This window comes from Flavobacteriales bacterium (genome assembly GCA_025210805.1).
Taxonomy (GTDB): domain Bacteria; phylum Bacteroidota; class Bacteroidia; order Flavobacteriales; family CAJXXR01; genus JAOAQX01.
In genome coordinates, this window is the sequence record JAOAQX010000007.1 from 1 (window position 1) to 15,882 (window position 15,882).

The 15,882-nt window shown below is 33.7% G+C and carries 12 protein-coding genes and 1 tRNA gene; 6 read left to right on the forward strand and 7 right to left on the reverse strand.

The window, feature by feature from the left end; all coding sequences use genetic code 11:
• The 5 genes from N4A45_03870 to N4A45_03890 all read right to left on the reverse strand — a co-directional run.
• Positions 1-1,299 (reverse strand): hypothetical protein (locus tag N4A45_03870; protein ID MCT4664358.1); only part of this gene is annotated, 1,299 nt, incomplete at its 3' end.
• 364 nt (positions 1,300-1,663) lie between these two features.
• Positions 1,664-2,647, reverse strand: a complete 984-nt coding sequence (locus tag N4A45_03875) for an acyl transferase (protein MCT4664359.1) — start codon at positions 2,645-2,647, stop codon at positions 1,664-1,666.
• Between the two features lie 9 nt (positions 2,648-2,656).
• The gene (locus tag N4A45_03880) at positions 2,657-3,277 is read right to left on the reverse strand and encodes a cytochrome c oxidase subunit 3 (GenBank protein ID MCT4664360.1); all 621 of its coding nucleotides are present in this window, start codon (positions 3,275-3,277) and stop codon (positions 2,657-2,659) included.
• Positions 3,278-3,281: 4 nt separating this feature from the next.
• Positions 3,282-4,169: a heme o synthase gene (cyoE, locus tag N4A45_03885; protein ID MCT4664361.1), complete on the reverse strand. Its 888-nt coding sequence runs from the start codon at positions 4,167-4,169 to the stop codon at positions 3,282-3,284.
• Positions 4,170-4,255: 86 nt separating this feature from the next.
• A tRNA-Phe gene (locus N4A45_03890) sits at positions 4,256-4,328 on the reverse strand.
• A gap of 85 nt (positions 4,329-4,413) precedes the next feature.
• On the opposite strand from N4A45_03890, the gene N4A45_03895 reads away from it, so the two are divergent.
• From N4A45_03895 to N4A45_03920, 6 genes are read left to right on the forward strand one after another with little or no spacing between them, the layout of a single operon-like run.
• Entirely contained in the window at positions 4,414-5,136 is a 723-nt protein-coding gene (locus N4A45_03895; protein MCT4664362.1) for a type III pantothenate kinase, read from the forward strand.
• Entirely contained in the window at positions 5,123-6,427 is a 1,305-nt protein-coding gene (locus tag N4A45_03900) for an outer membrane protein transport protein (protein ID MCT4664363.1), read from the forward strand. Before N4A45_03895 ends, N4A45_03900 begins: the two co-directional genes overlap by 14 nt.
• Positions 6,428-6,459: 32 nt before the next feature.
• Positions 6,460-7,878, forward strand: coding sequence for a hypothetical protein (locus N4A45_03905; protein MCT4664364.1), 1,419 nt, complete (start codon positions 6,460-6,462; stop codon positions 7,876-7,878).
• 9 nt (positions 7,879-7,887) lie between these two features.
• Positions 7,888-8,460 (forward strand): LPS export ABC transporter periplasmic protein LptC, encoded by a 573-nt coding sequence (gene lptC, locus N4A45_03910; protein ID MCT4664365.1) that lies wholly within the window; start codon positions 7,888-7,890, stop codon positions 8,458-8,460.
• A complete protein-coding gene (locus N4A45_03915; protein ID MCT4664366.1) occupies positions 8,447-8,653 on the forward strand; it encodes a hypothetical protein in 207 nt (68 codons plus the stop codon). Before lptC ends, N4A45_03915 begins: the two co-directional genes overlap by 14 nt.
• A 7-nt stretch (positions 8,654-8,660) precedes the next feature.
• Positions 8,661-9,917 (forward strand): hemolysin family protein, encoded by a 1,257-nt coding sequence (locus tag N4A45_03920; GenBank protein ID MCT4664367.1) that lies wholly within the window; start codon positions 8,661-8,663, stop codon positions 9,915-9,917.
• A 9-nt stretch (positions 9,918-9,926) separates the two neighbouring features.
• Here the strand turns inward: N4A45_03920 and N4A45_03925 are convergent, their stop codons facing one another.
• Together N4A45_03925 and N4A45_03930 are read right to left on the reverse strand one after the other, a co-directional pair.
• Positions 9,927-11,834, reverse strand: coding sequence for a sensor histidine kinase (locus N4A45_03925; protein MCT4664368.1), 1,908 nt, complete (start codon positions 11,832-11,834; stop codon positions 9,927-9,929).
• 155 nt (positions 11,835-11,989) lie between these two features.
• Positions 11,990-15,778, reverse strand: a complete 3,789-nt coding sequence (locus N4A45_03930; protein MCT4664369.1) for a T9SS type A sorting domain-containing protein — start codon at positions 15,776-15,778, stop codon at positions 11,990-11,992.
• Positions 15,779-15,882: the final 104 nt, after the last annotated feature.

Sequence of the window (15,882 nt, forward strand, 5' to 3'; positions counted from 1 at the left end):
TGCCGCTCTATTTAATCCTGTATTATTATCTGCTCTATACCACTGGTAAGTATGTGTTCCAGCAGGATTATTTTCATTATCGGCATAAGTAAAATTAGCCGTAAGTGTTTGACCTACCTGAGCTGTTCCTGTGATATTTGGATTTGTTGCCGTTGGGGCTTGGTTATTACAAATATTTACCGAATTATTTAAAACAGCAGTCCCCATGTTTATAGATCCATAATTGGGTACTCCATTATCTGCAGAAGTTTCTAAATTATCAGCATAACCATTTGTTCCAACATTATTGTTTGGAAATACAAATCCGGCAGTATTATCATTTGTCAAACCTGCTTCACGTGCATCAGAACATCCATCATTATCAGCATCGGGATCATAGTTATTGGGGATTCCATCATTATCAGCATCTTCTGAGTAGTAAACTCTCATTTCTCCGATAACTTTATCTCCTCCTTGTCCGTTAGGGTTTCTAAATTTTACCTCGTTTTGTCCTGGGATAAAATTAATTGTATTAAACGAGCTACCATCTTGGATTTTCATCTTATGATATACTGCATCACTCACTGTTTTAGTTCCGTGAATAATAACCTCACCAGCACTGGTGATTTTTATCTTAACCCTTGGTGGATTTCCTGTTGCCGTACTTGCATTAAATGGCTGAGACATTACATTACCATCGTCAAAAACTAAAGAGGAAGTCCAATTATTTTGCAACTCCAAAACAGTATGGCTCGCACTAATATTTTGTCCGTTGACTGTCAGTTCAAGGGATTGATCAAGCAATGTGAAATCTAAATGAATTTCTTGAGGACTGGTAGCGTTAAGAGTAACAGTTGTAGGATTATTATCAGGATCTACAGCTCCTACAGCTGTATTAAAAGACTGAGAATTGTTCCCAAACTCATGAATATCTAAAATACCATCATTATCATCATCAATATCATCAACATTGGCAATTCCATCTCCATCAAAATCCGCAGCTGGTAAGAGATTAGTAGTATTATTTCCACAACCTGGGATTGTTTTCCATATTGTTCCATTGTAGAAAACCAATCGTCCCTGTCCTGTACAGCAATCAGTACAATAAACAACCAATCCCTCCGCAGGAAGATTTATGGCATTCATCTGAGCCTCTGTCATTCTCGGAGGTAAAAATCCTCGATTAGATGATTCAATATCTAAAATTGCGCTTGTATTTGGGGAATCAGTTCCTATTCCCACTTGTCCTTCTACAGTGAATATACCTGTAAAAAGAGACATCATAGCCCCTAGAAATAGGGCAAGAGTAGATCTTAACATAATTTGTGCGAGTTTGCGAGTTACTAAAATCGGGGCAAATATAGTTGAATATTTTATGTTTCAAAAAAAATCAAAAGATTATATATGTTATTTTATTAAGGTAGTAGACTCTCTTTCAATTACATTTAACCAGCAAACTATTAATAATGATTTTAAAATACTGATTTACAAATAAGTATAATTACTAATAAATAATTATCAATAAATGGGTCTTGGATGAATGATTGTTTAACCTTTTCAATTATTAACAAAAACTTAACATTACTACTGACATTTACTAATAAAATCAAATGATTTAAATAGAGATCTATTTTAGAATCATCACATTTTCAGTTTAATAATAAACTAAAAACTTAGAAACGCTCTAAAAAATTAACAAATTACATCCTCTTACATCACTGAAGTCGATTCTACCAATTACTTCAAATTTTTTATTTGTATCATGGAAACGACCCAAATCATCTGTTTGCAGAAAAGAACAAGAATATAAGTTTGCTAAATCAATGATTTTGATTGTTCCATACGTTTTAGATGAAAACGAGAATGGGTCATCTGGGTCTCCTGGATACAGTTTCATCCAAGTCGGCGTTTGGAAGATTCCTTCGCCTTTGGAATATGCCTGAGATAATAGTTCGGTCATCCCATATTCTGAGTGGATGTATTGAACACCGGTTTTTTCTATTAAAAAGTGATGTAATTCTTCTCGAGTAATTTCTTTTCTTCTCCCCTTCATCCCACCAGTCTCCATAATAATGGTATTTTTTAAGGAAATAGAATACTTTTCGAAAAAATCTAATAATGCAAAACTAACTCCAATAAGAATTGTTTTTTTTCCTTTTAGCTCCACTTCTTGAAGTCTTTGGAACAATTCCTCATGGTTGTATAGAAAAAAACCAGATTCTTCATGAGGATTTCTTTCTATCATTTTCTCCATCATATAGATAAGAGAGGACCCTTCTCGCTCTAGATAATTGGGCAGAAGGGCCAAGAGTACGTATTCATCTGGATTTCCATAGAATTTCTCAAAGGATTTTATCATTGACTGATGGTAAATATCCAAATGAGCAACAAAATGTTTACTTGGTGTCATTCCTGTGGTTCCTGAACTAGAGAAAACCATTTCGTAATCAGGAAAACTATTGATAGAATGTGATTTAAAAAAAGAGATGGGTAAAAATGGGATTGCTTCAATACTTTTGGGCTTGGGTTTCCCCAGATAACTTAAAAACCGCTTATATACTTCACAGTTTTCACTTTGGAAATCAAACACCTCTAAAGCCAATTCCTCAAAATCTGTATCATTTTGGATTCCAAAAATCCTATTTTCAATATTTTTTACCCGTTTCATGCTTAAAGCCTAGCCCACTGTATTCATAGTGTTTAGGAAGATATAAAGGTAGATCCAAATAAAACCTAAGAAATGCCAAAACATCGCTGCCAATTCTATTCCCAGGTAATACTCTTTTGTATATTTATTCATTTGCAACCTGAGTACCACAACCAATACAGAAATCAATGCGCCCACCATGTGTGCAAGGTGAAATAAAACCATTGCGTAGATATATGAGCTTGCAACTGCAGAACCAGAACCTACTGGATAGTGCCCAAGAGCAACTAATTCATCAAAACCAACAAACTGTAAAATAGCAAAAGTAATTCCTAGAATCAAAGCTCCTAAAAAGTATAGTTTTGTTTTAGAAAATTGTCCATTTTTGGCTGCCATAGAACCCAAAGCAACCAATACACTACTGATCACAACTAAGATTGTAGAAATAAGAAAAGCAGGAGTAAGATTTACCTCTGTCCAATGATCTGCCATACTGTTTTTACTAACAATATAAGCACTAGAAAGTCCTACGAACATCATCGCCATACTTGCCATTCCTAAAACAAGTAACGGCTTTCTCGATTTCTTTTTGGTTACCTGAGCTTCTGTTAGGTTACCTTTTTCTTTTTCAATAGAATAATCCTGTGTCATAATTTTATATGTATTTATCTACTACGTAGATAATTTGAACCAAAGGGAGATATTTTAAACAAGTAAACATGAGTTTTTTTGCGGCTTCCATGGTGCATTCTTTCATGAGTTTATAAGCATCCATAAATACCCAAACTCCTAATAAGGCAATTAAGCCTGCTCCTACCCACGAAAGATTTAAATCGTGCTCAACTCCCATTACTGGAAGAATGGCAGGTAGTATGGATACGGGAATCAACCACAAAGAATAGGTCATCATTTGGTAGGCAGAGCGTTCATCCCTCATCCCTGAAGGCAATAAGCGAATCCCCGCTTTTTTGTATTCATCATCTTGTAGCCAAGCAATTGCCCAAAAATGAGGAAATTGCCAAAGGAATTGTATGGCAAATAAAACACCTGGTTCTATCCCAAAAGTATTTGTGGCAGCAAGCCACCCGATCATAGCTGGAATAGCTCCTGGAAAAGCTCCTACTAAAACAGCAATAGGACTTACCCGTTTCAATGGAGTGTAAATGGCAGCATACAACACCAAAGAAATCCCTCCGTAAATTGCACAAGTAAGATTGATGGCTACCAAGGCTAAGATTCCGATAATTCCTGCGATAGTTGAAAATATGATTCCTTCAGTGGGCGAAATTTTCCCTTGAGGCAAGGGACGACCCTCTGTACGTTTCATGAGTTTATCGGTTTCTCTTTCGTACACCTGATTAAAACCATTTGCCGAAGCGATCACCAAAAATCCTCCGATAGAAAGAAGCATGAACGTTACCCAATCAAACGAATCACCGTGGGTTGTATTGGTTCCCAAAATATAGCCTACAATAGACGAAAATAAAACCGTAGTGGTTAATCTTATTTTGGCTAATTCTGAATAAATTTTTAGTCTGCTCACTTGGGATACTTTTAGGTGGCAAATTTACGCCTTTTGGAATAAAAGGACATAAAAAAAGCCTCTGAAAAATCAGAGGCTAAAAAATGTGGTGCTACCAAGATTCGAACTAGGGACACACGGATTTTCAGTCCGTTGCTCTACCAACTGAGCTATAGCACCATTTTCTGTTTGCGTTGGCAAATATATACAAGAATTTCATTTTAGAAAACGTTTCTTGTTTATTTTTTTTGATTTCCTTTGTATCATGAATAAACTTTTGATAGATATTGGCAACACTTGGATTAGATTCTATATTGATAATCAAAATTTTGATCTTCTATTAGAGCTAAAAAACTGGGATGAAAAAAAAATCGAAAAAGAGGTGAAAAACTTTTCTTTGGCGATCATTTCGAATGTAAGATTCTCAAAAGAGCACCTAAAAAGACTTTTTGAAAATCTTCCGTTAAAAGTATTTTTCTTGGATTCAGAAACCCCTCTTCCGATAAAATTAGATTATAAAACTCCTAAAACATTAGGAAAAGATCGAATTGCAACGGCTGTGGCTGCCTATTATGATTTTCCTAATTCTAATTGTATCATCATAGATATTGGCACTTGTATTACTATTGATTTTTTAGATGCAAAAGGTGTTTTTCATGGAGGTAGGATAAGTCCGGGTCTTCAAATGCGACTTTCCGCTATGAATCATTTTACAGGGAAATTACCTTTGGTGGAAAGAAATCTGGATATCGATATTATAGGAAAATCTACAGAAGAGTCTTTACAATCGGGTGCTTTTTACGGAATTTTACATGAAATAGAGGGAACCATACATCATTTTAAGCAACATTATGATTTCATTAACGTTATTTTAACTGGCGGTGGTGCTCACGCTTTTGATAAAAGATTAAAAAGTAGCATCTTTGCCTCCAACCATTTTTTGGTAAAAGGACTTAAATACATTCTATCTTATAATGAGGATAAATAACCTACTTAGCTTACTTATTTTTGTAAGCCTTTTTTCATTCCAGAAAACACAAGCTCAAAGCAATACGAATTCTCCCTATTCTACCTTAGGATTTGGACGACCCGTAGATGCAAATAGTACACATTTCAAATCTATGAGTGGTGTTGGTATTGGAATTTCAAACGGACAATTCATCAATTTCTTAAACCCTGCAAGTTATACAGACTTAGAACTCACAACTTTTGAGTTTGGAGGAGAAGGAACTATGGCTACCTACAAACAAGGGGAGAATGTGAAAACATTTAACTCGGCAAATTTTTCACAACTTGGACTAGGAATGCCGCTAAATGATAAAGCAGCACTTACTTTTGGAATACTTCCCGTGTCGCATGTAGGATATGACATTCAAGATGTGAAAGCCTTTGAATACTTCCCTAGTAATACTACAGATACTATCGGTTATCGAAATTCCTTTTTAGGATCTGGTGGAGTAGGATCTTTCCTCGGAGGATTTGCTTACAAACCAATGCCTAATCTATCTGTAGGAGTAAATATTCAATTTCAATATGGAAATATTGATAAAACTACAGAGAAAGAATTTGAAAAAAACAATTATTTAAGTAATAGAAAACTTTCTACTTATAATATAAATCATTTTTCATATAAACTAGGAGCACAATATCGTCATAAACTTGATGAAAAAAGAGCCTTAATTGCAGGTGCCACTTATGATATTGGGGGAGATAAAAACATTGAACGTAGTGAACTTCATTATACCTATGTACACACCTCTGAATTAGAAAACACAATTGATACTGTATTTTTTAGAGATCTTGAGGAAGGAACAATAACCTTACCCAGCACTTTTGGGTTTGGATTATCTTATGAAATTAAAGATAAACTAACATTAGGAATAGACTTCAAACAAACAAATTGGTCTAAATTTGCCATTTTTGGTGAGAAAGAGGATCGTTTTGTAGATCAAACCTCTATTGCTTTAGGAGGATCCTATATTCCTAATAAAAATGATGTGCGAAATCTTTGGAAAAGATCCACTTATCGTTTTGGAATAAATTACAAAACAGGATATTTAAACACCTCATTTCCAAACGGTAATACTAATCTAACTGAATTTGGCATCAATTTTGGAATTGGATTACCAATAAGAAAAGCTAGAGGAACGCTAAACTTAGGTTTAGGATACTCTCAAATAGGTTCACTGGATAACGGAGGCGTTAAAGAACAAATATTTAAAGCTTTCTTATCACTTACCATTAGAGATAAATGGTTTGTACAAAGAAAAATTGATTAAGAAAAACAACAAACAAATAACAAGAGAAAAACATGATGAAAACTGCAATCAAAACATTCGCATTAGCCTTAGCGACGGTTTTTACAAGCTTTGCTCAAGACAGTACTACTGTTGACTTGAAATTTGGGCCAGACAAAACCAAAACCGAAGAAAACATGTCATTGTACATGGAACCGTATAAAAGAAAAAATTATAAGGACGCTTTCCCTTTTTGGTCTTATGTATTTCATCATGCACCAAAAAGAACTAAGAACCTTTATATTCATGGGCCAAAAATGATCAAGTCTTTCATGAAGAATGATCCGACTAATGCCACTGCATGGGTAGATAGCTTATTCATGGTATATGATCAATATAGTGAATACTATCCTGAGAAAAAAGGTGCCAATATAGGTAAAAAAGGGGTTGATTTATTTGTTTTCTACGGAAAAGAAATAACAGATGACCAACTTATAAAAGTAAATAAACTTCTTAAAGAAGCCTACGACTTTAGCGGAAATGAAATTTCTGGAGCAGTAATCAATGCGTACTTTATCACTAGTGCTAAATTGGTAATAAAAGAATTGAATACGAAAGATCAATTACTTGAAATGTATGCAAACCTTGGAAATGTAATTGAATACCAGAAGGCTAAATACAACCAAGTAAAATTCAACCTTGAAGAAAAGAAAGAACAAGGAACAGAGCTTAGTAAAAAAGAAGCTAAAAGTCTTAAAAGAACAGTTTCTGCCTTAAAAAAACTTGGGAAAGTAGAAGCCAATATGGAAAAAACTCTTGCTCCTCATGCAACTTGTGAAAAACTAGACCAAATCTATACAGCACAGTTTGAGGAAAACAAAGAGAATGAAAAATGGCTTACTAGAGCAGCAAAACTTTTAAAGAAAAAAGAATGTACAGATTCTGATATTTTCTTCAAAATTGCAGATCAACTTTATAAGCTTCACCCAGCTGCAGGACCAGCTGCAAACTTAGCTTACCTTTCTTTAAAGCAAAAAGATTATGCAAAAGCAAGTAAGTATATCAATATGGCAATTGAGCAAGAAGAAAACGAAATCACTAAAGCAGATTACCTTCTTCTAAAATCTAAAATCCAATTGACAAGAGGAAGCTACCAAGGTGCTGCTGCAACTGCTAGAAAAGCTGCTGCTTTGAGAAAAGGATGGGGAGAACCTTACCTAATTATTGCAAATGCTTATGGTGCTACTTCAAGAAAATGTGGTGAGCTAAAAAGTGAGTTTGAAAAACGTGTAGGTTATATTGCTGCAATTGACAAAGCTTCTTATGCAAAAAGAATAGACCCAAGTGTTACAAGTAAAGCTCAAAGAATTATCAACAGTTTTAGCCCTCATATTCCATCAAGAACACAAGCTTTTGAAAAAGGGAAAAACCCTGGTGATAAGTACAAAATCAACTGTTGGTACAGCGAAACAATCACCATACGTGTAAAATAAAACGCTTGAATGAAACCAAGTAACATTAGTATTAAAATATACCAATCATTTATTGCCACTCTATTTGGAGTGGCAATACTTGTTTTTACATCTTGTGAAAATGATGTAAAAGAGATACAGCTAATGAACAGTAAAGAAGAACTTCCCCAGATGGAACTTTATGATTTCGAATTATTCTTTACAGAAAAAAACTTGATAAAATACAAAATAAGTGCACACCAAGCACTTTCTTACGAAGGGAAAGAAAATAAACTACTTTTTCCTAAAGGTGTACAGCTAATCACCTACAACAAAATGGGAGAAATAGTTACAGAATCACAAGCTGATTCTGCCGTTTATTTTAAAAACAATAAACTTCTTGCCTACCAAAATGTAAGAATAATTGGGAAAAATAACCGTGAACTCCAAACAAATTTTTTAACTTGGGACGAGAAAAAGAAAATGTTTCATACCACGGACACAGCCTACATTATCAGAAATGGTAAAAAAATTCAAACGATAGGTATGGAAGCAAAAGACGACTTCTCTACCTATAAATTATTTGACATAACAGGAAAAATAGAACTCAATGAAAATCGCTAAATACCTCAAGTTTATAGAAATTGTATGGCTCTTATTCGCTGCTTTTTGTTTGGTGGAAGCCATTATCAGATTTTCCAATGGAAACACACAAAAAGGTTGGATGTTCCTTGTGGGACTTATCATGGGAATCATTATGTTTTTCTTGAGAAGAAAATCTCGAAAACACTACGAGAACAAAGATTCTGAAGAATAACTTATAAGTGATTTTAGAGTTTTTATATATCGTCATTACTTTATTGTTTTCCGCATTCTTTTCGGGAATGGAGATTGCTTTTGTTAGTTCTAATAAACTCTATATTGAACTCGAGAAATCAAAGGGGAATTTTCAGGCAAAAATTATTTCAAAATTCTTAGAAAAACCTAGTGAATTTATCTCTACAATGCTTGTGGGAAATAATATTGCCTTAGTGATCTATGGTCTTCTAATGGCGAAAATTCTCAATGAAACATTATTTCAAAGCATTCATGAATCATCACCTTTTTTGGCTTTATTACTCAATACAATCCTTTCTACAGGAATTGTATTATTAACAGCCGAATTTTTACCGAAGGTAGCCTTTAATAAAAATGCAAATTTTCTGTTGAAATTCTTTAGTGTTCCCGCTATAATAATTTATTATTTGCTACGACCTTTAGTCTTAATATTCTCTCTAATATCTAGACTAATATTAATGATTTTGGGGCAAAAAATAGAAACAGAAGAAATTAATTTTAGTAGAAAAGACCTAGAATCCTATCTGCAAGAACACACCTCTAATATCTCTGAAGATGAGGAAGTAGATAGCGAAATTCAAATTCTTCAAAATGCGCTTGAATTTAACACCATTAAAGCAAGAGAATGTATGACTCCTCGAACAGATATTATCGCAGTATCTGAGGAAGAACCCATAGAAACACTCAACGCTCTTTTTGTAGAAAATGGTTTTTCTAAAATATTGGTGTATAAAGACAATGTGGATCATATTCGGGGATATGCGCATATTTATGATTTATTCAAAAAACCTTCAAGTATTAAAGAAATCACCAATGATATTGCTTTAATACCCGAATCTATGCCTGCCAATGATATTTTAAATTTGTTTACTAAAGAACGAAAAAGTATTGCTTTAGTTATTGATGAATTTGGAGGTACCGCAGGACTCATTACTCTTGAAGATGTGGTGGAAGAATTGATAGGAGAAATTGAAGATGAACACGACCAAGAAATGATTCTTGAAAAACAAGTAAATGAAAATGAATATCTGCTCTCTGCAAGGCATGAAATTGACTACCTTAATCAAGAATATGAGTGGAATTTACCAGAATCCGATGAATACGAAACACTCGGGGGACTTATGTCAATCTTATTAGAGAAAATACCTGAAGAGGGGGAAACCTTATTCGTAAACGATATTGAAATCACCGCCATAAAAGTAAGCACCAATGTAATAGAAGAAGTTCATATCAAAATCTTCTAAAAGATCTAATTATGAGGCATGAAGATTATCCCCGTATTTAAGTTTTAGCTTACAAATCCTACCTGTATCAAACACCTCATTTTCAACAAGCTCTCCACGAATAGCCTCATTGAGCAACTTGATCAAACCGCCCTCAACATCAAATCTTTGGAAGGTATAATCATCTGTATATTCTAAAAAGTAAAACTGCCCATTTTCTTCTTTCTCAATTTCAATCTTAATCTTTACATGTTCTGTATTGTAGATATGACTCAAAGACATATATAACAATTCATTGATATACAACCCTAGTGTTGTAATGTCATCAATTAAGAAGTTTTCCTCGGCATCTATTGTAAAATCTATTTCAACATCCACACTTCTTTCAAAATATTTTATCAGTTTTTCTATATAAGTATTTACAGACACACGACTAATCTCGTTGTTTTCGCCCAGCATCGAATGAGCCAAAGAAAGAACAAATATTTTACTTTGGTTGGTATTTAAAAACTCTGAAATCACTGAATTTTCATATTTTAAACTATCAAGATAGAAAATACTACTCATCAATTGTAGATTATTATTCACTCTATGATGAACTTCTTGTAATAAAAATGTTTTTTCTCTTAACGCTTTATTTATATAGTTTTTTTGTCTGAAAATATTGGCATTCTTTTTTCGTAAACGATAAATAAAATACACAAGAATAAATAGAATCATTAAAAGCAGTACCACAACTCCTCTTGCTAATAAATGGCTCTTTTTTTCTGTCTCATAAAGCTTTGTAAGATGATCTACAAAATCTAACCTTCTATCCATCAAAACTTTATAACCCATATTCCCCTTAGCTTCCCGCTGAATAGAGTCTGATATTTGCATCTGTTTTCTAAAAGCAATTTTTGCAGAATCCATTTGTCCAAGCTCCACATAAGCATTCGATTGGATTTCATAATAGCGCTTTTTACAGTTTGCACAATGATCCTTTTTACTCATAAATTTATCCAAATACAAAAATGCAGAATCGAATTCTTGCATCCCTACATAGGTCTCGGATATATTTAATAATGCAATTTTTTCAGGATGCACACTCTTTAATAAAATATGCGTCTTGAGTTCTTTTTTGAAGATGGGAGCAAGTCCTTCATACTCTTTTAGCTTTAGGCTAATTCTAGCCATTTTACCCTTACTATCATCAATATCGGCAGATAAAATACGTTGTCTTACTGTGTCCGTTGGTTCAACAGTTTGAAGTGCTTTATTGATAATTTTAGAAGTTCTTTGCATATAATAAAGTGCAGAATCTAAAATATCTCTTTTGTAATAAATATAAGCGATGTTTTGATAAATATAGGCCTCCTCTTCGGGCTTCATTTTTAATAATTTGACGATATCAACAGTTTTCAAACAAGTGTTTATTGCTGACTGATAATCTCCAATACTTACCTGCAAATGAGAAATATAATAATGATTTGCAAACATCAGCTCAAGGTTTTTACTCCTTTCTCCCTCAAAAAGAGATTCTACAGTTCCTATTAATTGGTTCACTAAAGCTTGATCTGATTGCTTCTCAGCCCAAAAACCAATAGAACCAAGAGCATCATTTTCTACCAAGTAAGCTACAAAAACAGTGTCATTCACCAAGGACTCACACAATGATTTAATCTGATCATAATCCTGAAACTTTTCAGAAAAACCAAACTGAGATTTTTTAATTCTATTCGCAAGGCTAAAATCTACGGCGTTTATACAGGGTACTATATCCTCATAAAGCTGATTTAAAATCACACTATCTTCCTTGGAAACAAGCCCTTGATCTTTGTTTAACAAGTTTTCAAATTTCCCTAAATTCAATTTAACCTTTAAAGAATCACAGGCAAAACTCTGAATATCAATATTCAGAAATAATAGGAAAAAGATTAAGAAAAAATTTGTATTCATTGAATTCTATGATAATTTTTTAAATATAGCACTTATTCTGAAAAAGAATAAAATGTACTGAACAAAATACTTATTATAACAAAACAAAAAGCGATGTTTCAAAAATAGTATTTTTTTTGAAACATCGCAGATTTTATAAGAGTTATCCATTTATTTTACTGGACAACAACTTTAGAGAATAGGGTCTTAGAATTTGTAGAAAGCTGAATAAAGTATATTCCTTTTTCCAACTTAGAGGTGTTATAAAAAGGGGACTCCAGATTCATTTTTTGATAATCCACTACTCTACCTTGTACATCAAAAACTTGTATAGATTCTACTTCTTGATCATTCAAATCAAAATTCAATAGTTCTCCTTGGCTAATAGGATTCGGATATATATTGATTTTGCCTTGCTTATCTTGAGACAATATTTCCTTGATATCTAAACCAGGAATAAGCGTTGCTAAAAAGATTTGCCCACCTGTGTTTATCTCAGAATCCTCAAAAACAACGGTGTTAAGACTTACATCATAACTAGTTGCATTATCTTTCTTTTTAGTCCAAGCAGCTGCTTTATCAGCATTTCGATCTCTTTGGTATAATTTCAAATTCGTATTATCAGGAATATGAGAAAGATTTGGGACAGCTCTCAATGTTATTTTTGCAATCTTGTTAAAGGATTCGTTGTCTCCATAATTATTGATAATCCAATAACTATCAGATATTTTATACATTCCTGTTGGTATTTTCGAAGGTGGAATATTGATTTTAGAAACCACAATTTCTCCATCAGGATAAGGGCTTGACGTAGGAAATTTGAGTTCACATCCTGTTCCCAAAAAGTTAAAATCTCCGGGTCCTGTTATATTCATTTTAAAACTAACTCCTGGTCCAACGGGTGCATCAGACTCTACCATTTCAGCATTTTTGGAAATTTCAAAATTAAAGTTCCTTTTTAAATCATAGAAAGTTCCTTTACCTATTCCATTAAACTGATGATACATAATCAAGTCATTCGTCAAAATATTGGTTTGAATCAAGTGTCTATTGAGTTTGATATCGGCTTCTGTAAGTGTTTTTCTCCAGAATTTAAATTCATCTAATAGTCCTCTAAAAGAATAAAATTCAAAATTTCGTCCTAAAGCAATATCTTTAATTTTAAAGGATCCGTTGACGTGATTAAAGCTCTGTTTTCTTTCGTTATGATAAATAGTAAGTGCGGTGTCTCCTACGCTAAATGCGATAAAGTTCCAACGGTTTTTCACATAAGGCATATTCGTTAAGAAAACCTGATCTTCCCATGTCAATTGAATATTGTTTCCTTGTCCTATTCTTAAACGATATTCAAGATTTGTGTCAGCCTGAGTTCTAAAAGAAAAAATCGTTGTTCCACTAAACGCGTTTGAGGTGGGTTTAAACCAACCTGTAAAGGTAAAATCACTAATAATTTCGTCATAATTATGATCCAAACATCTTACTTCATTTGCATAATTTGTTTTTAATGCGTTTAATGGCTCTTCGAGTGGCTCACAATATGAGTCATCATATTTTATCAAGTCAACCATAGAATTTGAACTCGTCCCAAAATTATTTGAGACTGTGAGAGAAGCTGTGTAAACACCTCCGTTATAGTAAACGGCTCTAGCAGACTTTTGATTAGTTCCAAATGTTTTTGAAGCTCCTGGGAAATTCCAAGTCCAAGTAGCATTGGTATGATTGAGTGTTGACATATCATCGAAACGATATTCTAAAGAATCGCAATTATCATTGATCAATGTGGTGATTGGTAAAGATACGGGTTGCGAAGGTTCAAAAAGGTTTCTTTCCCATATCCCACGGTTTCCTGCCACACGGAGTTTATTCCCCGAATAAAAAGGTAGTATCTTATTCACTCTAAAATTCTTAGGTAGTCCGTCTGTCAGTTTTTGCCAAACGGTCATATTATTATTGATATAGAATATATCCTTCTTGGAAGCTATATAAACCCCTTGGTTTGTTCCTTTTTGGACTTCAATATCAATTAGGGTATCGTTCCCCAAACCTGAATGTGTAATATTCGACCATGTAATTCCGTAATCACTACTCACGAGCACTTTTGCAGAACTAAGTCCATTAGTAGAAGCTAGGGCAAAGATATTGTCGTCTTCATCAATATCAAGATACACATGAGGTTCATCATCAAGTTGAAACGCAATAGTTATCCAATCATCTCCACCGTTTTCAGAACGCCACAAAATTGTTTTTCCGCTATCTTGCTGTGTCACAAACATGGTATCAGGATTCACATTAGACATTTTAAAAGAAGAAATGGGTCTATTGGGCAAACTACCAAATTGGTGAACCCTCAAGAAAGATTCTCCTCCATCTATACTTTTGTATAGATCTTGATTATCGGTGATATAAACAATATGTCCAAATAATGGGTGAACTTCAGCTGTTCCATCTGCTAAAAGGTCTGGATAAGTATTCGATGTTTTATCAAAATTCTCAATATTTGAAGTCGCATTTTGAATAGAATTTGAAAGGGCTAATCCTGGTGTTCCATCAATATTATGATAAACTTTATTTCCTGTAACTTTATCTATATGTACAAAATCGGTCTCTCTTCCTTCTATTTGAGCATATACATTATCTCCAAATCCAGAGTTGTGAACTACTAAATGTCCGTTTTTTCTTCCTCCTGCAAGTGTTGGATGATTCCATCCTTGATCAAAGCTAATGAATTCACTTACATTTAATCCTTTACTTCTCGCACTTTGATGAACAAAGCTCGTGTCATACAAATCTATACCTCCATCTGAGCTTACCCAAACATCTTGATCATTCATTTCAATTTGATGGATATTAATGGATTGATTATTTTCTGTACAACCATTACATAAAGTTCCTCCGTTAAGTGAGTATGTTACACCTCCATCGGTACTTTTAAACAAATTAGTTGCTCCGATCATTAAATGATCTTCGTTCACATCAGATGCTTCGATATCCAAACTACGAAAACCATCACTTGCCCTCATTCCGTTTGTATCTGACCCTGTAAAACACCAATGTCCTCCAAAATATGGACCTCCTGGCTGATTATCAGGATTTCCATTTAAGTTTCCATCAAAAGGAGTTGCCCATGAGTTTCCGCCATTTGTAGAACGATAGATTCCTATAAAACCATTATCGTTCGTGAAATCATTTTCGTCACCTAATAAAATGGCATAGATTCTATTAGTATCCGCTTTGGTTACCGCAATTCTTGCTCCGAAATTATTTTTTGCCGTTCCCGTTTTTGGAAAAAACCAACCAAACCATCTTTTACTCCAAGTGTTCCCTTCATCATAAGATCTATGGATATAGGTGGTGTTTCTATTTGTATCTGTAATGGCGGCAAAAAGAGTAGAAGAACTCCCTGTACCTATTTTTATGTCCCAACATTCTACAGTTGCAAGATCATCCCAAAGGTTTCCACCATCACTTGTTTTTTTAATTCCAAAAGTTCCTGCAATAAATACTTTATTGGGATTTGAAGGATGAATTTCTATGGCGTTGATGGTATCATTTGGTACATCCAAAACCATTGTCCAGTTAATTCCTCCATTGGCAGTTTTATAAACTTTATTTAAAAAACCAATATAAACTACTGCACTTGTACTAGGTGCTATTTTTATAGATTTTACTGCCCCAAAATCAAACACGTGATCCTCAATAGAGCTCCAATTCAAACCTTTATCAATGGTTTTGAATACGGCTCCTACTTCACTTCCTGCATAAAGTACATTGGGGTTGGAAATAGACTGGCTAAAGGTGGAAATATTCCCTAAACTCGAAACAGATTTTAGTGTAGCACCATTATTACTCTTTCGAAAAACCTCGTGAGGTCCAATATCACTCCAAGGGTTATTTGCTAATTGAGCATCCGAAAATTGAAATACTAAACTAAAAATCAATAAACTGACAAACCGAAAATTGTTCATAAGAAAAAAAAATTTTACCCGTAAAGATACCATTTTTTATACAAATGCAATGTTTTTTTAATCCGGATTATGGAATAATGAATGCTCTTTTTGTTCAAAACTAG

Excerpts from the sequence above, each read along its gene's own strand:
- N4A45_03880 (MCT4664360.1), bottom strand. The coding sequence starts at position 3,277 with ATGACACAGGATTATTCTATTGAAAAAGAAAAAGGTAACCTAACAGAA.
- N4A45_03930 (MCT4664369.1), bottom strand. The coding sequence starts at position 15,778 with ATGAACAATTTTCGGTTTGTCAGTTTATTGATTTTTAGTTTAGTATTT.
- N4A45_03875 (MCT4664359.1), bottom strand. The coding sequence starts at position 2,647 with ATGAAACGGGTAAAAAATATTGAAAATAGGATTTTTGGAATCCAAAAT.
- lptC (MCT4664365.1), top strand. The coding sequence starts at position 7,888 with ATGAAACCAAGTAACATTAGTATTAAAATATACCAATCATTTATTGCC.
- N4A45_03900 (MCT4664363.1), top strand. The coding sequence starts at position 5,123 with ATGAGGATAAATAACCTACTTAGCTTACTTATTTTTGTAAGCCTTTTT.
- N4A45_03905 (MCT4664364.1), top strand. The coding sequence starts at position 6,460 with ATGATGAAAACTGCAATCAAAACATTCGCATTAGCCTTAGCGACGGTT.
- N4A45_03925 (MCT4664368.1), bottom strand. The coding sequence starts at position 11,834 with ATGAATACAAATTTTTTCTTAATCTTTTTCCTATTATTTCTGAATATT.
- N4A45_03915 (MCT4664366.1), top strand. The coding sequence starts at position 8,447 with ATGAAAATCGCTAAATACCTCAAGTTTATAGAAATTGTATGGCTCTTA.
- N4A45_03895 (MCT4664362.1), top strand. The coding sequence starts at position 4,414 with ATGAATAAACTTTTGATAGATATTGGCAACACTTGGATTAGATTCTAT.